The 19,749-nt window shown below is 68.1% G+C and carries 18 protein-coding genes; 9 read left to right on the top strand and 9 right to left on the bottom strand.

Features of this window, described 5'->3' with window-relative positions; translation table 11 throughout:
- The first annotated feature begins 82 nt into the window (after nt 1-82).
- Nucleotides 83-1,504 carry a multidrug transporter subunit MdtD gene (gene mdtD / locus KW843_RS16560; protein ID WP_218296237.1) on the top strand — a complete coding sequence of 474 codons (1,422 nt, stop codon included), beginning with the start codon at nt 83-85 and terminating at the stop codon, nt 1,502-1,504.
- A gap of 39 nt (nt 1,505-1,543) precedes the next feature.
- Here mdtD and KW843_RS16555 read toward each other — a convergent pair whose 3' ends face one another.
- Both KW843_RS16555 and KW843_RS16550 read right to left on the bottom strand, forming a co-directional pair.
- Nucleotides 1,544-2,656, bottom strand: a complete 1,113-nt coding sequence (locus KW843_RS16555) for an anhydro-N-acetylmuramic acid kinase (RefSeq protein ID WP_218296236.1) — start codon at nt 2,654-2,656, stop codon at nt 1,544-1,546.
- 36 nt (nt 2,657-2,692) lie between these two features.
- Nucleotides 2,693-4,060 carry a M23 family metallopeptidase gene (locus tag KW843_RS16550; protein ID WP_218296235.1) on the bottom strand — a complete coding sequence of 456 codons (1,368 nt, stop codon included), beginning with the start codon at nt 4,058-4,060 and terminating at the stop codon, nt 2,693-2,695.
- Nucleotides 4,061-4,262: 202 nt separating this feature from the next.
- Here KW843_RS16550 and tyrS point away from each other — a divergent pair, with 202 nt between their 5' ends.
- The gene (gene tyrS, locus KW843_RS16545; protein ID WP_218296234.1) at nt 4,263-5,495 is read left to right on the top strand and encodes a tyrosine--tRNA ligase; all 1,233 of its coding nucleotides are present in this window, start codon (nt 4,263-4,265) and stop codon (nt 5,493-5,495) included.
- Between the two features lie 97 nt (nt 5,496-5,592).
- On the opposite strand, the gene KW843_RS16540 is transcribed toward tyrS, so the two are convergent.
- Nucleotides 5,593-6,588 carry a LysR substrate-binding domain-containing protein gene (locus KW843_RS16540; RefSeq protein WP_218296233.1) on the bottom strand — a complete coding sequence of 332 codons (996 nt, stop codon included), beginning with the start codon at nt 6,586-6,588 and terminating at the stop codon, nt 5,593-5,595.
- 132 nt (nt 6,589-6,720) lie between these two features.
- On the opposite strand from KW843_RS16540, the gene KW843_RS16535 reads away from it, so the two are divergent.
- Both KW843_RS16535 and KW843_RS16530 read left to right on the top strand, forming a co-directional pair.
- Nucleotides 6,721-7,260 (top strand): DUF2917 domain-containing protein, encoded by a 540-nt coding sequence (locus KW843_RS16535; RefSeq protein WP_218296232.1) that lies wholly within the window; start codon nt 6,721-6,723, stop codon nt 7,258-7,260.
- A gap of 105 nt (nt 7,261-7,365) precedes the next feature.
- On the top strand, nt 7,366-7,746 hold the full coding sequence (locus KW843_RS16530) for a DUF2917 domain-containing protein (protein ID WP_218296231.1): 381 nt from the start codon (nt 7,366-7,368) through the stop codon (nt 7,744-7,746).
- A gap of 136 nt (nt 7,747-7,882) precedes the next feature.
- On the opposite strand, the gene KW843_RS16525 is transcribed toward KW843_RS16530, so the two are convergent.
- Nucleotides 7,883-8,479, bottom strand: coding sequence for a TetR/AcrR family transcriptional regulator (locus KW843_RS16525; protein ID WP_218296230.1), 597 nt, complete (start codon nt 8,477-8,479; stop codon nt 7,883-7,885).
- Between the two features lie 228 nt (nt 8,480-8,707).
- On the opposite strand from KW843_RS16525, the gene fabF reads away from it, so the two are divergent.
- Nucleotides 8,708-9,982, top strand: a complete 1,275-nt coding sequence (gene fabF, locus KW843_RS16520; protein ID WP_218296329.1) for a beta-ketoacyl-ACP synthase II — start codon at nt 8,708-8,710, stop codon at nt 9,980-9,982.
- Nucleotides 9,983-10,033: 51 nt separating this feature from the next.
- Here fabF and KW843_RS16515 read toward each other — a convergent pair whose 3' ends face one another.
- Nucleotides 10,034-10,432, bottom strand: a complete 399-nt coding sequence (locus KW843_RS16515; RefSeq protein ID WP_218296229.1) for a BLUF domain-containing protein — start codon at nt 10,430-10,432, stop codon at nt 10,034-10,036.
- Nucleotides 10,433-10,581: 149 nt separating this feature from the next.
- On the opposite strand from KW843_RS16515, the gene KW843_RS16510 reads away from it, so the two are divergent.
- The 3 genes from KW843_RS16510 to KW843_RS16500 all read left to right on the top strand — a co-directional run bounded on the left by KW843_RS16510 (nt 10,582) and on the right by KW843_RS16500 (nt 13,702).
- Nucleotides 10,582-11,340: a Crp/Fnr family transcriptional regulator gene (locus KW843_RS16510; protein WP_218296228.1), complete on the top strand. Its 759-nt coding sequence runs from the start codon at nt 10,582-10,584 to the stop codon at nt 11,338-11,340.
- Between the two features lie 92 nt (nt 11,341-11,432).
- Entirely contained in the window at nt 11,433-12,863 is a 1,431-nt protein-coding gene (glmU, locus tag KW843_RS16505) for a bifunctional UDP-N-acetylglucosamine diphosphorylase/glucosamine-1-phosphate N-acetyltransferase GlmU (RefSeq protein WP_218296227.1), read from the top strand.
- Nucleotides 12,860-13,702 (top strand): ATP-binding protein, encoded by an 843-nt coding sequence (locus KW843_RS16500; RefSeq protein ID WP_218296226.1) that lies wholly within the window; start codon nt 12,860-12,862, stop codon nt 13,700-13,702. The genes glmU and KW843_RS16500 overlap by 4 nt, the downstream gene beginning before the upstream one ends.
- Before the next feature lie 37 nt (nt 13,703-13,739).
- Here KW843_RS16500 and KW843_RS16495 read toward each other — a convergent pair whose 3' ends face one another.
- Both KW843_RS16495 and KW843_RS16490 read right to left on the bottom strand, forming a co-directional pair.
- Entirely contained in the window at nt 13,740-14,798 is a 1,059-nt protein-coding gene (locus tag KW843_RS16495; protein ID WP_218296225.1) for a diguanylate cyclase, read from the bottom strand.
- Between the two features lie 195 nt (nt 14,799-14,993).
- Nucleotides 14,994-15,482 carry an Lrp/AsnC family transcriptional regulator gene (locus tag KW843_RS16490; protein WP_218296224.1) on the bottom strand — a complete coding sequence of 163 codons (489 nt, stop codon included), beginning with the start codon at nt 15,480-15,482 and terminating at the stop codon, nt 14,994-14,996.
- 139 nt (nt 15,483-15,621) lie between these two features.
- On the opposite strand from KW843_RS16490, the gene glmS reads away from it, so the two are divergent.
- Complete coding sequence (glmS, locus tag KW843_RS16485; RefSeq protein WP_218296223.1) at nt 15,622-17,529, top strand: glutamine--fructose-6-phosphate transaminase (isomerizing); 1,908 nt, start codon at nt 15,622-15,624, stop codon at nt 17,527-17,529.
- Between the two features lie 215 nt (nt 17,530-17,744).
- On the opposite strand, the gene KW843_RS16480 is transcribed toward glmS, so the two are convergent.
- Both KW843_RS16480 and KW843_RS16475 read right to left on the bottom strand, forming a co-directional pair.
- Nucleotides 17,745-17,951: a DUF2783 domain-containing protein gene (locus tag KW843_RS16480; RefSeq protein WP_218296222.1), complete on the bottom strand. Its 207-nt coding sequence runs from the start codon at nt 17,949-17,951 to the stop codon at nt 17,745-17,747.
- Nucleotide 17,952: 1 nt separating this feature from the next.
- Nucleotides 17,953-19,665, bottom strand: a complete 1,713-nt coding sequence (locus KW843_RS16475; RefSeq protein ID WP_218296221.1) for an FAD-dependent oxidoreductase — start codon at nt 19,663-19,665, stop codon at nt 17,953-17,955.
- Nucleotides 19,666-19,749: the final 84 nt, after the last annotated feature.

Raw genomic sequence — 19,749 nt, 5'->3', positions numbered from 1 at the left:
AAACGACAAGCCGCCCGGACGGGCGGCTTTTTTCATGGGGATACCCCTTTTCGTTTTCCTGGAAAAGCCATCCTGGCGTGCCATGCAGCAAGACAGATCCCTGAAAGTGCTCCTGTGGCTGGTGGCCATCGGCTTCTTCATGCAGACGCTGGACGCCACCATCGTCAACACCGCGCTGCCCGCCATGGCCCGCAGCCTTGGAGAAAGCCCGCTGCGCATGCAGTCGGTGGTGGTGGCCTATTCGCTGGCCATGGCCATGCTGATACCGGCTTCCGGGTGGCTGGCCGACCGTTTTGGTTCACGGCGCGTCTATCTGTCCGCCATCGTGCTGTTCGTGCTGGGTTCGGTGTGCTGCGCGCTCGCGCAAAGCCTGACCCAGCTGGTGGCGGCGCGCGTGGTGCAGGGGCTGGGCGGGGCGTTGCTGCTGCCGGTGGGGCGGCTGGTGGTGCTGCGCACCTTTCCGCGCGAGCAGTTCCTGCAGGCCATGAGTTTCGTTGCCATTCCGGGCCTGATCGGGCCACTGATCGGCCCCACGCTGGGCGGCTGGCTCGTGGAGGCGGCGTCGTGGCACTGGATCTTCCTCATCAATGTGCCGGTGGGGCTGGTGGGCTGCATCGCCACCCTGCGCTTCATGCCGGGCGAGCCCGTGACCTTCGTGCCCCGCTTCGACCTGGCGGGCTACCTGATGCTCGCCTTCGGCATGGTGTCGCTCTCGCTGGCGCTGGACGGCCTGGCCAGCATGGGGCTGCGCCAGGCGGGCGTGCTGGTGCTGATGGTCTTCGGGCTGGCCAGCCTGGTGGCCTACTGGCTGCACGCGGCGCGGCGGGCCGACCCGCTGTTTTCGCCGCGGCTCTTTTCCATTGACACACTGCGCATCGGTCTGCTGGGCAACCTGTTCTCGCGTCTGGGCAGCTCCTGCATGCCATTCCTGGTCCCGCTGCTGCTGCAGGTCACCATGGGCTACTCGCCCCTGCAGGCCGGCATGATGATGCTGCCCGTGGCCATCGCCGGCATGTCGATGAAGCGCTTCACCACGCCGCTGATCACCCGTTTCGGCTACCGGCAGGTGCTGGTGGGCAACACCCTGCTCGTGGGCGTCACGATGGCCAGCTTTGGCCTGGCCGCTCCCACGCAGCCCCTGTGGGTGCATGTGGCGCAGCTGGCGGTCTTTGGCGCCGTGAATTCCCTGCAGTTCACCGCCATGAACACCGTGACGCTCAAGGACCTGGAACATGCCATGGCAAGCAGCGGCAACAGCCTGCTGTCGATGGTGCAGATGGTGGCCATGGGAATGGGCGTGGCGGCCGCAGGGGCGGTGCTGGCTGCGTTCACTGATTTCTTCCCTGCCGGCGGCGCCCAGGAGACGCTGAGGGCGTTCCAGGCCACGTTCGCATGCATGGGGCTCATCACCGTGGCCTCGGCGGGCATCTTCTGGCAGCTGTCGCCCCAGGACCGCGCCGGCAGCCGGGCCGCAGCCACGGCGGACGCCACCGACCACGGCTGAAGGTGGTTTCGGGGAAGGGGCCGCCAGGCCCGGCCCGGATCAGGCGGGGTAGACCGCGCCCAGCACGCGGGCGCCCACGGCCCCGGTGACGCTGGCCAGGTTGCCGGGCTGCCCGTGCAGCGCCTGCCGCGCCAGCCAGGCAAAAGCCGCGGCCTCGACCTGCAGGGCCGGCAGGCCCAGCGCATCGGTGGCGACGACCCGCACGGCGGGGCATGCGGCCTGCAGCCGCGCCATCAGGTGGGTGTTCAGGGCGCCGCCACCGCACACCGCCAGGGTGTTGCTATTATTTTGATAGCTATTGGCACTGATGGCGCAAGCGCGGGCGGTGTATTCCGTCAGGGTGGCCTGTACGTCCACGGGGTCCGCCGATGCCCATGGCTGCAGATGCCGCGCGAGCCAGATGGGGTTGAACAGGTCGCGCCCCGTGCTCTTGGGCGGGGGCTTGTGCAGAAAGGGTTCGTCAAGCAGCGAGGCCAGCAGCGCCGGCAGCACCTGGCCGCTCGCGGCCCATGCACCGTCCGCATCGAAAGGCTGGCCGGTGTGCTGCTGGCACCAGTGGTCCATCAGCGCGTTGCCGGGGCCGCAGTCAAACCCCATCACGCTGGCCCCCCCGGCACCCAGCACGCTGAGGTTGGAGATGCCGCCGAGGTTGAGCACCAGCACGGTCTCGTCCGCGCGGCCGAACACGCCCTGGTGGAACGCGGGCACCAGGGGCGCACCCTGGCCGCCGGCGGCCACGTCGCGGCTGCGGAAATCCGCCACCACGGTGATGCCCGTGCGTTCCGCCAGCACGGCGGGGCTGCCCAGCTGGAGGGTGTAGCCCGTTCCGTCGAATTCCTGGGGGCGGTGGCGCACCGTCTGCCCGTGGGCTCCGAGGGCGCGGATGGCGCTGGCCGGCTGTCCGCTGCGCTCCAGCAGCGCGTGCACCACCTCGGCATACGCGCGCGACAGCGCATTGCCCGCCAGCGCTGCGCGGTGCAGCTCGTTGCTGCCAGGGGTGTTCAGGGCGAGCAGTTCCGCCCGCAGCTCCGGCGCGAACGCCATGCTGGCGTGGTGCGTGACCACCATGCGGGGGCCGGAAAAATCCGCCAGCACCCCGTCGATGCCATCGAGCGAGGTGCCCGACATCAGGCCGATGTACAGATCAGACATGGCCCGGGGGATGTGCGCGCGGATGCTGCCAGCGGCTCAGTCTGCGCTGGCCTGTTCGACAAGCGCCGCAGCGGACAGCTGGATGCGCATGTTGGACGCCAGGCGCTCGAACGCGGGTCGCCCGGCCGCCGAGACGGGGGCCGCCGCTTCGCTCTGGGCGACGATGGTCTGCGGATCCTGGTGCACGCCGTTCACGCGGAATTCGAAATGCAGGTGGGGGCCGGTGGCCCAGCCGGTGGCGCCCACGGCGCCCAGCGTCTGGCCCTGCTCTACGGACTGGCCCTGGCGCACGTCGATGCGGCTCAGATGGGCGTACACGGTGACGTGCTGGTTGCGGTGCTTGACGAAGACCACGTTGCCAAAGCCGTTCTGCACGCCGGCAAACTCGACCACGCCGTCGCCCACGGTGCGCACGGAGGTGCCGGAGGGGGCCGCGAAATCGGTGCCCAGGTGAGCGCGCCAGGTCTTCAGGATGGGGTGCATGCGCATCTTGAAGCCGCTGGTCACGCGCGAGAACTCGACCGGCGAGGTCAGGTAGGCGCGGCGCATGCTCTCGCCGTCGAGCGTGTAGTAGGCGCCCTTGGCGGCGCCCTGCTCCTGGAACCACAGGGCCTGGTGGGTCTTGCCGTTGTTGACGAACTCGGCACTCAGCACCCGGCCGCTGGACAGGGGCTCGCCGTCGGCTTCCAGGGTTTCATACACCACCGAGAAGCGGTCGCCCTTGCGCAGCGAACGGCGAAAGTCGATGTTGCCCGAGAAGAGTTCGGCCATCTGCACGGCCACGCCGTCGGGGATGTTGGAGGCATCGGTGGCGGCGAACAGCGAGCTGTGGATGATGCCGCCCGCCAGGCGGCTGCCCACCGTCATCTTGGCGGTTTCGATGCGGGAGCTGAATTTGTCGCCGTTGCGCTCGACGATGAGCCGGCGGAAGCTGCCGCTGTCGTCGGGCACCCAGCGCACGGTCAGGCGGGTCAGGCGGTGGTCGTCGGTGGTCTCGGCCGACACGGCACGGCCGGTGCGCCCGAGCACATTTTGTCGGACAGGAGTGTCACCGCGCATGAACGCGGCGGCGGCCGGGTCGGCCACGCCCAGGCGCTGCAGCAGCGATTCGGGGGTGTCGCTGCTGCGCACCTGTTCGGAGCGGAACAGCGAGAAGCCCGGGGCGTCGAGCTCGCCCAGCACGAGGTTTTCGGCCAGCGATTCGACGGGGTAGCTCACCATGCGCACCGGCAGCTCGGCCGGGTCGGGGGCGAAGGACGCCACGGCGAACGCGCCGCCGCCGCCCGTCAGCAGCAGGGCTGCGACAGCGGCGGTGATGCGTTTGGGATGTTGTTGGATCGTGCGGGACAGCCGGTCAAGCAAAGCGGTGCTGGCGGTGCGGACCGTAGTGAGGCCGTGAATCAAAGGTCTATCCCCAGGGTGAGCGTGACTTCCTGAAACTCCCCCGTTGCGACGGCGGGGCGAGGCCAGGAACACAGGCTGCCAGGCATGTGGCCATGCGACAGCGTGAAAACAGGTCGAAACGGCGGGCCTACTAGAATCCGCCTCAAGCAATGTGGGCTGAAGTATAGCGGTGCATGCTGTCTAGACATCCCAAAAAACCCTTATGAATCAATCTGCTGTTACAACAACCCCGGTCTCTGATGGTGTAAGACAGGCCCTTGAAATCTCGCTGCGCGGCGTGCAGGAACTGCTGCCGCAGGACGAATGGGGCAAGAAGCTGGCGCGCTCGGAGGCCACGGGCCAGCCGCTGCGCATCAAACTGGGACTCGATCCCACGGCACCCGACATCCACATCGGCCACACGGTGGTGCTGAACAAGATGCGGCAATTGCAAGATCTGGGCCACCAGGTGATCTTCCTGATCGGGGACTTCACGAGCCTGATCGGCGACCCTTCCGGCCGCAACAGCACGCGCCCGCCGCTCACGCCCGAGCAGATCAAGGTGAACGCCGAGACCTATTACAAGCAGGCCAGCATGGTGCTGGACCCCGCGCGCACCGAGATCCGCTACAACAGCGAGTGGAGCGAGCCCCTGGGCGCGAGCGGCATGATCCAGCTGGCCTCCCGGTACACCGTGGCGCGCATGATGGAGCGCGACGATTTCCACAAGCGCTTCACCACCGGCCAATCCATCGCGGTGCACGAGTTTCTGTACCCGCTGATGCAGGGCTACGACTCGGTGGCCCTGAAAAGCGACCTGGAGCTGGGCGGCACCGACCAGAAGTTCAACCTGCTCATGGGCCGCCACCTGCAGCAGGAATACGGCCAGGAACCGCAGTGCGTGCTCACCATGCCGCTGCTGGTGGGCCTGGACGGCGTGGACAAGATGTCCAAGTCCAAGAACAACTACATCGGCATTGCCGAAGAGCCCAACACCATGTTCGCCAAGGTGCTGTCGATCAGCGACACGCTGATGTGGGACTGGTACACACTGCTGTCGTTCAAGAGCCTGGCCGAGATCGCCGCGCTCAAGGCCGAGATCGCGGGCGGGCGCAACCCCAAGGACGCGAAGGTGATGCTGGCCAAGGAAATCACCGCGCGCTTCCACAGCGCTGCGGCGGCCGATGCGGCCGAGCAGGATTTCATCAACCGCAGCAAGGGCGGCGTGCCCGATGAGATCCCCGAAGTGTCCCTGTCGGGTGCGCCGCTGGGCATCGGTGCCTTGCTCAAGCAGGCCAACCTGGCGCCGTCCGGCAGCGAGGCCAACCGCCTGATCGACGGCGGCGGCGTGCGGGTGGATGGCAGCGTGGTCAGCGACAAGGGCCTGAAGCTCGGCGCCGGCACCTACGTGGTGCAGGTGGGCAAGCGCAAGTTTGCACGGGTGACCTTGGCCTGATTTTCAGTCAAATTGGCCGCTGGCGCTTGATGAATAAGCGCGAGTAGCTATCAAAATAAAAGCGCTGACCCAGCCGGGTTCAGCGTTTTTTTTGTGGTCAGTCCAGGTTGTCGTTCAGGTCCGGGTCCGGCACATCCCCGATCGCCTCGCGCGTGGCCTGGGCCTGCACCTGCAGCCAGGCGCAAAACGCCTTGATCTCCGGCCGCTGCGCGCTGCGGGGCCCCACCATGAGCCAGTAGGCCAGCGGGGAGTCGATGCGGTGGCCGGGCAGCACCTCCACCAGGTCGCCTGCGGCCAGTGCATCGGCAATCAGCGGCATGCGCGCCAGCGCCAGGCCCTGGCCGGCGAGGGCGGCCTGCACGATCTGGTGGGCGTAGTTGAAATACAGCCAGCGCTCGGGCTGCAGCTTGGCCAAATCCCGCGCGTCGAACCAGCGGCGCCAGCTGAGCCATTCCAGGTGCTGGCTGCGGTGCGCGTCGCCCGCCTCGATCAGCGTGAACTGGGTGACATCGGCCGGCGTGCGCAGGGGCTTGCCGCTCTTGAGTAGCCAGGGGCTGGCCACCACGGCCAGCTGCTCGCCAAACAGGCGCTGTCCGCCCAGGGTGCCCGCGCCCGGCATGCTGTAGCGCAGGGCCAGGTCCACGTCCGAGGTTTCCAGGTCCACCGGCACGTCGCTCGCATCAATGCGGATGTCGATGCCCGGGTTGTCGCGCTGGAACTCCTCCATGCGCGGGATCAGCCACATCGATGCGAAGCTGGCCCAGGTGGTGATGGCCACACTGCGGCGCCCGGCCGTCTGGCGCACCAGGCGCACGGCGGCGTCCATGCGCTCAAGCGCCGGGGCCACGGCGCGCTGCAGCTGCGCGCCCGCGCTGGTCAGCTCCACCGCCCGCGTGTGGCGCAGGAACAGCGCCACGCCCACTTCTTCTTCCAGTGCCTGGATCTGGCGGCTCACGGCGGACTGGGTGAGCGCCAGCTCGTCGGCGGCGGCGCGGAAGTTCAGGTGCTTGGCCACGGCGAGAAAGGCGCGCCAATGGCCGGTGGCCACGGGGCGGGTACGAAGGACGGCAGGGGAGTATTCGGCAGAGGCCATGGCAGGTGTCCTGGATGCGATTCATGCGTTGGCGGAATGAATAGCGTACCGCGTTTTCATTGGACTGTGTGTGCCGCCGAGCGCACTATCCAGTCTCCGAAACACCTTTTCATCGAAGCCAAGGAGCCTGTCATGTCCCCCCGCAACGTTCTGGAATCGCAACAATCCGTGCACGCCAGCCTGGCTGGCCGATCTGCGGCCGGTTGCTGGAAACTGGCCACGGGCCAGGCGCTGTCGCTGCGCCCGCACACCCATGGCGTGCTGCAGATTGCCCAGGGGCAGGTCTGGCTCACCCTGAGCGGGTCTTTGGCGGACCTGCCCGGTGCCACGGCCGACCATCTGCTGCGGGCGGGCGAGCAGCTGGCTGTCGCGCCGGGCCAGCATGTGGTGATGGAGGCCTGGAACCCCGGCGGTGGCACCGAGCCCGTGGCCTTCCACTGGGATGGCGCGGCCGCCCCGGCGACGACCCTGCCCCACAGCCTGGCCGCCCGCGACTGGGAATGTGGCGTGGTGCAGCCGCTGCGCGACCTGGGGCATGCCCTGGGGCAGGGCGGGCGTGCCCTGGGCGCTGCGTTGGCGGAGGTGACGGGCGCGGGCGGGCGGTTTGCTGCTGGCCTGGCCCGCTTTGCTCTCAATCGGATAGCGCCACAGGGACAGCGCAGGCCCGCTTGAGGACTACATGCAGGAAAAGCATCAATCGGTGCCGTGCTTTTCATTGGACGTTGTTCTGCAAGCCGCGCACCATACGGTCTTACTAGGGTTAACCCGGAGAATGCCATGACAACCTCTCACGCTCTTCATCTGTTCGCATCTTCCCGCGCCGTGGGCGCTTCGGCCGCTGGCGCCGGCACCGTGGCCGCTGGCGCCGCCGTCAGCCTGGTCCCCAGGGCCGCGATGACCTTGCGCATCGCCGAAGGCCAGGCCTGGGTGACGCTGGGCAAGGGCCTGGGCGACAGCAGCGATGTGTTCCTGTGCGCCGGCCAGTCGCTGCAGGTCGCCGCGGGCCAGTCGGTGGTGGTGGAACCCCTGAACGGCCGCCGCCTGCAGTACCGCTGGGTGCGCGGCGAGGCTGCCAGTGCCCGCCCTGCATCGTGGTGGCGCCGCGCATCCGTGGGCAACGGGGCTCCCGCCTGGGGCGACGCCGCCTGCTGCGCCTGAGGGCTCCGGCCTGATCCGGAGAGGGGCCTGCCCCGCCGGTGTTCGGGTGTGCAATAGAGCTTCAAAGAGCTGCTGGCGCTTGATAGTCAAGCGCCAGCAGCTCTTTTTTTGATAGCAATGGGTGAGCGCCAGGTTGTCAGCGTGCGTCGCCGTCGCCCAGCAGCCCGATCAACTGGGCCTGCAACGTCGTCAATATTTCATCCGACAACGCCGGCCGCGCCGCGGCGGTGGCGCGGGCCAGCACCAGCCCGCCGACCATGGTGGCCAGCACCTGCATGGCGCGGGCGCGGTCTTGGGGCTGCACGGTGGCGTCCCCACCGCAGAGCAGCTGGGCAAAACGCCCGATGTTGCGCTCAATGCCCTGGGCGAACACTTCCGACAGCTCGCAGCCCGCCCGCGCGGCGTCCACCGCCAGCGCGGCGGCCGGGCAGCCCGTGCCGGGCGAGTCGCGGTGCTGGGGCGAGAGGTAGCTCTGAATGCGCTCACCGACCGTGGTGTTCGGGGTGGCGCCGTCCAGCGGGGCGATGGACCAGTCGAACGCCCGCGCACAGGCCTCCTGCACCAGCGCGTCCTTGGAAGCGAAATGCCGGTACAGCCCGCCATGCGTGAGCCCGGCGTCGCGCGTGATGTCGGCCACGCCCACGCCGGTCAGCCCCCGCTCGCGGTACAGGCGGGAGGCCGCGTCGAGGATGCCCTGCCGGTTCTCGGCGGCCTGTGCTTTGGAAACCTTCATGCTGCCTCTTATTGATTGCGATCGTACGCAAAAAGTGGTGATGCCTTTATGATGACGGCTGCAATCATAAAGGCGCGGATCGTTTCCGTGCGTCGCCGCAGTGCCCTGGAACCGGTTCCTGGTGCTGCGCCCAATCTGTCTACGAGGTGAATCCATGAAGAAGATGATCCATGGCGGCCGTGGTGCCGAGGTGTGGAGTGGTGTGTGCTGCGACAAGGCGGTGGCCTGATGCGGCGCGTCGTGGTCACGGGCATGGGCCTGGTGTCGCCGCTGGGCTGCGGTGTGGAACTGGTGTGGCGGCGCCTGCTGGCGGGGCGCTCGGGCCTGTCGCGCCTGCCGGACGCTGTCACGGACGGCATTGCCGCCAAGGTGGCGGGGCAGGTGCCGGATGTCGCTCAAGACCCCGAAGGTGGCTGGGACGTGGATGCCGTCGTCTCGTCCAAGGACCAGCGCAAGATGGACCGCTTCATCCCCTTTGCGCTGGGCGCGGCGCAGCAGGCGCTGGCGCAGGCCGGCTGGCCGCCTGCCGACGAGCGGGCGCGCGAACGCACGGCCACCGTGATCGCCTCGGGCATTGGCGGCTTTGGCGCGATTGCCGAGGCCGTGCGCACCACTGATACGCGCGGCCCGCAGCGCTTGTCGCCGTTCACGGTGCCGTCGTTCCTGGTCAATCTGGCGGCGGGGCAGGTGTCGATCCGCCACGGGCTCAAGGGGCCGCTGGGCGCGCCGGTCACCGCCTGCGCCGCCAGCGTCCAGGCGATTGGCGATGCCGCGCGCCTGATCCGCAGCGGCGAGGCCGACGTGGCCCTGTGCGGCGGCAGCGAGGCGGCCATTGACCGCGTGAGCCTGGGCGGCTTTGCGGCGGCCAAGGCCCTGGGCACGGCGTTCAACGACACGCCCGAGCAGGCCTCGCGGCCGTTTGATGCGCAGCGCGACGGTTTCGTGATGGGCGAGGGCGCGGGCATGCTGGTGATCGAGGCGCTGGACCATGCCCTCGCGCGCGGCGCGCGGCCGCTGGCCGAGCTGGTGGGCTACGGCACGTCGGCCGACGCGTACCACATCACCTCGGGCCCCGAAGACGGTGACGGCGCCGCGCGCAGCATGTGGGCCGCCCTGGCGCAGGCAGGCCTCACGGCCCAGGACGTGCAGCACCTGAACGCGCACGCCACGTCCACGGGTGTGGGCGACCGGGGCGAGCTGGCCGCCATCCGCCGGGTGTTTGGCGCGGGGGCGCAGGTGGCCATCAGCTCCACCAAGTCGGCCACCGGCCATCTGCTGGGGGCGGCGGGAGCGGTGGCGGCCATCTTCACGGCGCTGGCGCTGCGCGACCAGGTGGTGCCGGGCACGCTGAACCTGCACACGCCCGATGCGCTGGCCGAGGGGCTGGACATGGTGGCGCTGCGGCCCCGGCCGATGGCGCTCACGCACGCCATGCTCAACGGGTTTGGTTTCGGCGGGGTGAACGCCAGCCTGCTGCTGCGGCGCTGGCCGGACGCCGCATGACGCGGCTTCAGCCCCCGCAGGGGCCCATGGGGGCCGGCGCGTGGGCGCGTGTCAGAGGACGAGCTGGCTGCGCATGGACTCGAACGCGGCCAGCGCTGCTTCGCCGTCGAGCCGTTCCATGCGCGCGAGCGCATCCACGTCCTCCACCGTGCTGAAGGCCAGGCTGAACTGCTGGAAGCGGCGCGCCGCCAGCGGGCCGTTGTGCAGCACCTCGACGTTGATGTGGCGGGGGTCGTTGCGGATGCGCTCGATGAGCTTGAGCACGGCCTTCTGCGGGCCTTCCAGCTGCTGGCAGAAGCGCTGGCCGTCGAAGATCAGCAGCCCCGTGATGTCAAGCTGCGCGTTCACCAGGCGCGCGCGCCCGGCGACCTCGGCCACCACGCTGGTGGGTTGGTCGGGTGCGAGGGTGCTCACGTAGAGCACTTCGTAGAGGTCGGGGCTGGGTTTCATAGACGATCCCAATGTAGGGAGCGCCCGGTGGTTGTGCAATGTCAAAAGACATACATGTAACTATCGCGCCACCGGGCGGGGCCGTGGCATCGTGGAGCCCTTGGAATGCCGGCCGCAGTCCCTAAAATCTCCCCACCCTCCGCCACGCCATGAACCCCAGCCTGCCCACCCATGCCTGCCCGCCCACCTGCCATGAATGCAGGCTGCGCGCAACGGGGGCATTCACGGCGGTGAAGCCCGAGGTGCTGGACTTCATAGAAGGCTTTCGCACCACCACCCTGGCCGTGGAGGCCGGTGGCGCGCTGGTGCGCGAGAACGAGGTCAATGCCAGGCTGTTCACGCTGTATGCGGGCTGGGCGTTTCGCTACAAGACGCTGAGCGACGGGCGCCGCCAGATCCTGAACTTCCTGCTGCCGGGCGACCTGGTGGGGCTGCAGCAGGAGTTTGGCGAGGTGTCCACCCATGGCATCGAGGCGCTCACCGACTGCGCGCTGTGCGTGTTCCAGAACGACAGCCTGTGGGCGTTGTTTCGCGAGCACCCGCGCCTGGGCTACGACATCACCTGGCTGTCGGCGCACGAGGAGGGCCATGTGGACGACAACCTGCTGACCGCCGGCCGCCGCAACGCCACCGAACGCGTGGCCATGCTGCTGATGCACCTGTACCGGCGGCTGGACCGCATCGGGCTGGTGGAGGCCGACGGCACCGTGGCGTTTCCGCTGAATCAGCAGCACATCGCGGATGCGCTCGGGCTGTCGCTGGTGCACACCAACAAGACCCTGCGGCGGCTGGCCACCCTGGGCCTGCATGAAATCAGGAACGGGCGGCTGCGCCTGCTCAACACCCGGGCGCTCGCGCGCATCGCCGAGTACTACGACAGGCCGCCCCGCCTGATGCCGCTGCTGTAGCGGATTGCCGGGCACGGGCGGGCGCAGCCGATAATCGTGGCCCAGCCTGCGCGGGGCTTCCCGCCCGGTATCGAATCTCCCCCAGAAGATCCATGACGCAACTCGACATCCTCATCATGGCGGCCGGTAAGGGCACGCGCATGAAAAGCCGGCTTCCCAAGGTGCTGCAGCGCCTGGCCGGGCGCCCGCTGCTGCACCACGTGCTCGACCAGGCGGCGCACCTGCAGGCGCGCAGCGCCATCGTCATCACCGGCCATGGTGCTACAGAAGTGGAAGCTGCCAGCGTAGGCACAGCAAGCGCTGGGGGCACTTTGGATGTGAAATTCGTGCGCCAGGAACCCCAGCTCGGCACCGGCCACGCGGTGCTGCAGGCCGTGCCGCACCTGCGCGACGACGGCACGGCGGTCGTGCTGTCGGGGGACGTGCCGCTCACGCAGGCCGACACGCTGCGCGCGCTTGTCGCGGCCTCGGCCGGCGGGCAGCTCGCGCTGCTCACCGTCACGCTGCCCGATCCCACGGGCTACGGCCGCATCGTGCGCGATGGCCAGGGCCGGGTGCGGGGCATCGTCGAACACAAGGACGCGAGCGAGGCCCAGCGCGCCATCACCGAGGTCTACAGCGGCATCATGGCCGTGCCCGCGCGCCTGCTGCGCGGCTGGCTGGCCCGCCTGACCAATGACAACGCGCAGGGCGAGTACTACCTCACCGACATCGTCGCGATGGCCGTGGCCGATGGCGTGCCCGTGGCGGCCCACCGCATCACCGATGCGCTGCAGGTGGCGGGCGTGAACAGCCCGCTGCAGCTGGCCGAGCTGGAGCGTGCGCACCAGTTGCGCCAAGCCCGGGCCTTGATGGAGCAGGGCGTGCGCCTGGCCGACCCCGCGCGGTTCGATGTGCGCGACGACACCCGCACCGGCGCGCGCGGCGAGCTGGTGTGCGGGCAGGACGTGGAGATCGACGTGAACTGCGTCTTCACCGGCCGCGTGGAGCTGGGCGAGGGCGTGAGCATCGGCGCCCACTGCTGCATCGCCAACGCGCGCATCGCTGCGGGCGCGGTGGTCCATCCCTTCACCCACATCGACGGCGAAAAGGCAGGCGCCACGGTGGGCGAGGGTGCGCTGATCGGCCCGTTCGCCCGCCTGCGCCCCGGCGCGCAGCTGGGCCGCGAAGTGCACATCGGCAACTTCGTCGAGGTGAAGAACAGCACCCTGGCCGACGGCGCCAAGGCCAACCACCTGGCCTACCTGGGCGATGCCACGGTGGGCGAGCGCGTGAACTACGGCGCGGGCGCCATCACCGCCAACTACGACGGCGCCAACAAGCACCGCACGGTGATCGAGGCCGACGTGCACGTGGGCAGCAACTGCGTGCTGGTGGCGCCCGTCACCATTGGCGCGGGCGGCACCGTGGGCGGCGGCAGCACCATCACCAAGAGCACGGCCCCGGGCGCCCTCAGCGTGGCGCGCGGCAAGCAGGTGAGCATCGCCAACTGGGCGCGCCCCGCCAAGCTGCCCAGGCCATGACACCCTCCGACGCCACCGCCGGGCAGGAGCTGCAGCTGTTGCGCGCCGAGCTGGCACGCAGCCAGCAGCAGGTGGCCGGCATGGCGGCGGCGCAGGAAGAGTTTCTGCGCGCCGTCTCGCACGACCTGCGCGCGCCGCTGCGGCACGTGACCTCGTACGGCACGCTGGTGCGCGAGGTGCTGGGCGACCTGCCGCCGGACGTCGCGCAGTCGGCTGCGGTGCAGGAGGCGCTGCGTTTTCTGGGCACCATGGACCAGTCCGCGCGGCGCATGGGGATGATGATCGACGGCCTGCTCGCGATGGCGCGTGCCCAGCGGGCGCCGCTGAACCTGCAGCCGGTGCCGCTGGCGGACGCCGTGGTCCGGGCGCGTGCCGCCCTGGCCTCCGCCGAGGCGGGCCGCGCCATCGACTGGCGCACCGCGGATGCCACCCGCCTGCCCACGCTGCAGGCCGACCCCGCCCTGCTGCAGGAGCTGCTGGTGCAATTGCTGGGCAATGCCCTCAAGTTCACGCGCCACAGCGCGCGGCCGTGCATCGCGGTGCAGGCCGAATCCGACCCCGCGGCGGCGCAGGCGGGGCAGGTCGTGTTCACCGTGCAGGACAACGGCACGGGCTTCGATCCTGCGCGCGCCGACGGCCTGTTCGGCGTGTTCCATCGCCTGCACCGCGAGAGCGAGTTCGAGGGCGTGGGCGCGGGGCTGGCGCTGTGCCAGGCCATCGCGCAGCGCCACGGGGGCGCCATCACGGCCACCGCATTGCCCGGGGCGGGTTGCACGGTGCGGGTGGCGTGGCCGGGCTCGGCGGCTGTTGCTGCCGTTGCCGCGCCATCGCGCGCCTGAGGCCGCGGTTGTCCGTGGGCAGGCCGCGGGCCCGGCGCTACGCGGCGGGCACCAGTGGCGCGGCAGCGTCCGGGCCGCCCGAGACGCGGTTGCGCCCGGCGTTCTTGGCGGCGTAGAGCGCGGCGTCGGCCGCATCGGTCCATTCGCGCACGCTGGCGTGGCCGCGCTGGGCAGGCGCCACGCCGATGCTGCTGGTAAAGCGCAGCTGCGGCAGGTTGCGCAGGCGCGTGCCCTCGGTCTGCTCGCGGATGCGCTGGGCGATGGCCATCGCGTCCCGGGCCTGCAGCCCGGGCAGGATGATGGCGAACTCGTCGCCGCCGTAGCGGCCCGCGCAGTCGCCAGCGCGCACATTGCCCCGCACCACATGGGCCAGCGCCCGCAGCGCCTCATCGCCCACGGTGTGGCCGTGGGCGTCGTTGATGTGCTTGAAGTGGTCGATGTCCATCATCAGCATGCAGGCCGGTTCGCCGGTCGCGTGGTGGTGGCGCAATGCGGCCTCGGCCTGTTCCTCCCAGTGGCCGCGCCGGTACAGGCCGGTCAGCGAGTCCACGCGGCGCAGCTCGTCCAGCTGCTGGTTCTGCCGCGCGGTCTTGCGGATCAGCCGGTAGCTCACCACGCTGACCGACAGCGTATGCAGCATCATCACCGGCAGGCACGCCACGATCACCCGCATGGAGGTCTCGGGCGCCCAGTGCATGCCGGTGGCCACCGCGCTGGCCACACCGGCCGCGAGCATCACCGGGATGGACCGGGCCCAGAGCCCGCCGATGCCGGTGGTGATCTTGTCCACCATCGTCAGCGTGACCAGCAGCGCGCTGGGCAGCAGGTTGAAGTGCATCAGCGGCACCAGCGCGGCCGTCATGGCCGAGTCGGCAAGCAGGTTGCGGATTTCAGCGCGGTAGGGGTCGGCGCTGCGCCGCGCGAGCAGGCAGGCCGCATGGGGCCAGACGAGGGCGGCCAGCACCAGCGCCGCCCAGGCCGGGAACGAGGCCTGGCGCTCCCACAGCACCACACCCACCACCATCCCGCCCAGCCCCATGCCCAGGACCCGGAGCGGGTAGATACGGCGGGGCATCTGGCGTTCGGGTGTGGGCATGGGTCCTGGTGCGCCTCTGGCGGACCCGCCGGCATGCGGTACCGCGCGAAGCCCGGCGGGCTGGAGGGTGGAGGTCTGGGGCAGCTTACCTTGCCGCGGGGCAAGAGGCCAGCAAGGCATGGCGCCCAGCGGGGGAACTGGCGGGGGATGCGCCAAGCAGGTGATTGCTATGAAAAATATAGCTTATAGCGCTTGTCAATCCAGCGATAGCGGCACTTTTGTATCAAATTTTGCCCTGCGGGTGGCGAAAAAAGCCTTGACGTTGCGCACATTGGCGTTGCCGGTGAAAAGCCGCTGCGACAGCGCCAGGTAGCCGGGCATGTCCCGTGTGTGCACCACCAGCACGAAGTCCGGCCCCGGCGAAACCCGCCAGCACTGCTGCACGGCGGCGTCCGCCACCGCGCGGGCCTCGAACGCGTCGAGCTGCTCGGCCCCCTGCCGGTCCAGCGACACCTCGACGATGCACGCCAGCCCGTGGCCCTGGAGGGCGGCCAGCCGGTCGGGCTGCAGGATGGCGACCTGCCGCTCGATGAGCCCGGCATCCTGCAGGCGCTTGACCCGGCGCAGGCAGGTGGGCGGGGAGACATGCACCCGCTCGGCCAGGGACTGGTTGCTTTGCGCGGCGTCGGTTTGCAGGAGGTTGAGCAACTGCAGATCCACGAGGTCGAGTGCTATGGATTCCATATTTTAAGTAAAATTGATTGAAAATTTCATCAATGATTGGTGGTGAAATTAAAGTCCAAAACAAGATGAATATCAATCATTAATTTCTTGCTGTGCCGCCTACCATCGCCCCCATCGCTTTCCAACCAGGGCAACCACCATGTGCGGCATCGTCGGCGCGGTCTCCACGCGCAACATCGTTCCCATCCTCGTGCAGGGCCTGCAGCGGCTCGAATACCGGGGCTATGACTCTTGCGGCGTGGCCGTGCACGCCTCCAGCCTGGACGCGGCGCGCCCCGCCGGCCTGCAGCGCGCGCGCAGCACGGCCCGCGTGACCGAACTGCTTGAACAGGTGCAGGCCGACCATGTGGATGGCGCCACCGGCATTGCCCACACCCGCTGGGCCACGCACGGGGCACCGGAAGTGCACAACGCCCACCCCCATTTCAGCCACGGCGCGGGCGATGCGGCGGGCACCCCGGGGCGCGTGGCGTTGGTGCACAACGGCATCATCGAGAACCACGAGGAGCTGCGCGCCGCCTTGCAGGCGCGCGGCTACGTGTTCACCAGCCAGACCGACACCGAGGTCATCGCCCACCTGGTGGACAGCCACTACAGCGGCGACCTGTTCGATGCCGTGCAGGCCACGGTTGCCCAGTTGCACGGCGCCTACGCCATCGCCGTGATGCACAAGGACGAACCCCACCGCGTGGTGGGCGCACGCGCGGGTTCGCCGCTGATCCTGGGCGTGGGCAAGGATGGCTCAGAACACTTCCTGGCCAGCGACGCCATGGCCCTGGCGGGCGTCACCGACCAGATCGTGTACCTGGAAGAGGGCGACCTGGTGGACCTGCAGCTGGGCCGCTACTGGATCGTGGGCAAGGGCCGCGAGGCGCTCACCCCGGCGCAGCGCCCCGTGCGCACCGTGCTGGCCCACAGCGGCGCGGCCGAGCTGGGCCCCTACCGCCACTACATGCAAAAGGAAATCTTCGAACAGCCGCGCGCCATCGCCGACACGCTCGAAGGCGTGGAGGGCATCGTGCCCGAGCTGTTCGATGGCGCGGGCCAGCACGGCCAGCCCGGCGCTGCCGCCTGGCGCGTGTTCAAGGAGATCGACAGCGTGTTGATCCTGGCTTGCGGCACCAGCTACTACAGCGGCTGCACGGCCAAGTACTGGCTCGAGGAGATCGCCGGCATTCCCACCCAGGTCGAGGTGGCCAGCGAGTACCGCTACCGCACCAGCGTGCCCAACCCGCGCACGCTGGTCGTCACCATCAGCCAGAGCGGAGAAACCGCCGACACCCTGGCCGCCCTGCGCCATGCGCAGAGCCTGGGCATGGCGCACACGCTCACCATCTGCAACGTGGCCACCAGCGCCATGGTGCGTGAATGCAAGCTGGCCTACATCACGCGCGCGGGCGTGGAGATCGGCGTGGCCAGCACCAAGGCCTTCACCACGCAGCTGGCCGGCCTGTTCCTGCTGACGCTGGCACTGGCCCAATCCAAGGGGCGCCTGACCGAAGCGCAGGAAACCGCCCACCTCAAGGCCATGCGCCACCTGCCCGTGGCCCTGCAGGCCGTGCTGGCGCTGGAGCCGCAGCTCATTAGCTGGGCCGAGGACTTCGCGCGCATGGAGAACGCGCTCTTCCTGGGCCGGGGCCTGCACTATCCCATCGCGCTCGAAGGCGCGCTCAAGCTCAAGGAAATCAGCTACATCCACGCCGAGGCCTACCCGGCGGGCGAACTCAAGCACGGCCCCCTGGCCCTGGTCACCAGCGCCATGCCCGTGGTCACCGTGGCCCCCAACGATGCGCTGCTGGAAAAGCTCAAGAGCAACATGCAGGAAGTGCGCGCCCGCGCGGGCGTGCTCTACGTGCTGGCCGATGCCGACACCCGCATCGAGAGCAGTGAGGGCATCCACGTGATCCGCATGCCCGAGCACTACGGGCCCTTGAGCCCGCTGCTGCACGTGGTGCCGCTGCAGCTGCTGGCGTATCACACGGCCTGCGCGCGGGGGACGGATGTGGACAAGCCCCGGAACCTCGCGAAGAGCGTGACGGTGGAGTGAGTGCGGGGTGTTGGCCGAAGCGCCGGCGCTGGTAGACCAGCTCGACGATGCGCGCGCTCAGCCAGGCAGCTGCCTCGGTCATCTTGGGCGGTTCCCGGTAGCTCGTTGTGGACAACCCCGCATGGCGATCGGCGCGGGCTCGCTGATGAACAGTTCCTCAACCATCCTGGCCGGTGCAGGTCACCTTCACCCCATTTCCCCCGCATCGCGCTGGCCTATGGTTTTTCAGCGCAGGTGTTGCGTCGCGCCGCGGTCAGTGCGGCCGACAATACATCACGCTTTCCTACATGGTTAGCGAGCAATAGCACGAGCTTTATGTTTAGTTCGTGGCTCTGCGTCAGGTCGAGCTCGCGATGCGTCTCTATCAAGCTTTCATAGAATTCGTCCGCGGCTTCGAAGTTCGGTGTCGTGATGAGATTCATATCAGTCCTGGATGGGGCTTCCGAGAGCTCGCAGCAATGCGGCCCCGACGTCTGCGGCTCGAGGTGCACGCCAGCGCGCGCATACATGCTGGTCGGGGCGCATCAACCATGCGTTGCCGGGGCGCGCGTCGTAGCGGCGGGCGAACAGACCTTCGTTGTCGCAGATCACCCTGAGACCTGGACCGTCCTGCAGTGATGTCACTCCGGTCACCACCAGTACCTTGTCAACTTCAGTTTGAGCAAGGTCGGCAGGTATTTCATTCGAATAGACCACCAATGTGAAGTCTTGACCCAATTGCCGCAGAAACCATTCTGTCTTTCCTGCATGGGTTATCGGGGCATCTGCGGCAGGGGCACCCGGACGGATCGGCGAGTCGAATTTCTCGCTGTCTGGAGTGTTCAGAGGCGAGGTCTCCAAAGTAGCCGGAACAGACAGTCTCCCGCTGTTGACCAGTTGACGCGCGAATGGAAATTCGGTTGCGAGATCAAGGGTCGCATCGCGAAACTGCTTGCTGATTTCGCTTTTTGGGGTGATGAAGTCGGTGGCGCGGGTTGAGTTCAGCAGGTTCTCGTCTGCGGCGTATTCACGTTCGGTGCCGTAGCTGTCCAGGAGGGCCTCAGCCGCCAGCGCTGTCGCTTTCCCTTTGAGGACAGCGTCCAGTTTCCAGGCGAGATTCTCCGCATCCTGAATGCCAGAGTTCGCGCCGCGGGCTCCGAACGGCGAAACTCCGTGGGCGCTGTCTCCTGCAAAGATCACTCTGCCATGACGAAAGCGCTCCATGCGTAGACAAACAAACGTGTAAACGCTCGCCCATTCCAGTTCGAAGGGGACTTGTCGGCCAAGCGCCTGACGCATCATTGCGTTGATGCGCGGAGTGATTCGCTCCAACTTCTTCTCTTCGTCTGGATCTGCATCCCACCCGAGCTGGAAATCGATTCGCCAGACGTTGTCGGGTTGGCGATGTAGAAGGACGCTCTGGTTCGGATGGAAAGGTGGGTCAAACCAGAACCAGCGTTCGGCGGGGAAGTCCGCAGTCATCTTGACATCGGCGATCAGGAACCGGTCCTGGAATACCTGCCCCTTGCTCTCAAGACCCATGAGCGCGCGAACGCTGGACCGTCCACCATCACACGCGACGACATAGTCGGAAGTCGCTTGATACGGGCCATCTGGCGTATCGACTCCCACAATGACTTTTCCGTTTTCGCCCTCTATCTGATCCAAGGCGACCACAGCGTTCTTCCAGCGGATTTCCAAATTGGGAAGCGCGGTTGCTCGTTGCAGCAGGTACGCTTCTGCGTAGTACTGTTGAAGATTGATAAAGGCGGGGCGTTCGTGGCCCTGTTCCGGCAGCAGGTCGAATTGGTATACCTGCTCGCTGCCGCGGAACAGCCTGCCCACATTCCACGAGACGCCCTTGTCGACGCAGGCGTCGCCCACGCCCAATCGATCCCAAATTTCCAGTGTGCGCTTGGCAAAGCAGATGGCGCGCGATCCGTTCGACAGCCGATCATCGTTGTCCAGCAGCAGGACCTTCTGTCCGCGTTGAGCGAGGTCTATGGCGAGGCTGAGACCCACTGGCCCAGCGCCGATGACAACGACAGGGTGGTGCGTAGGATGCTCATTGCGCTGGTCGGGCGAAGGCTCGTAGGCAAACTTGAGTGCCTGTATCTCATGCCCTGACATGTCGGGCCGAAGTTCGAGGATGTTCATTGGGTGCTTCTGCGGGGGACTGAATTCCAGTGGCATCGCGCCTAGGCGCGATAAGCCAATCGAAGGCGGAGGCCCCAGCAAAGC

This window comes from Acidovorax sp. sif1233, from assembly GCF_019218755.1.
In the GTDB taxonomy this organism is placed as follows: Bacteria; Pseudomonadota; Gammaproteobacteria; order Burkholderiales; family Burkholderiaceae_C; genus Acidovorax.
This window is presented reverse-complemented; position numbering and strand designations above follow the sequence as displayed.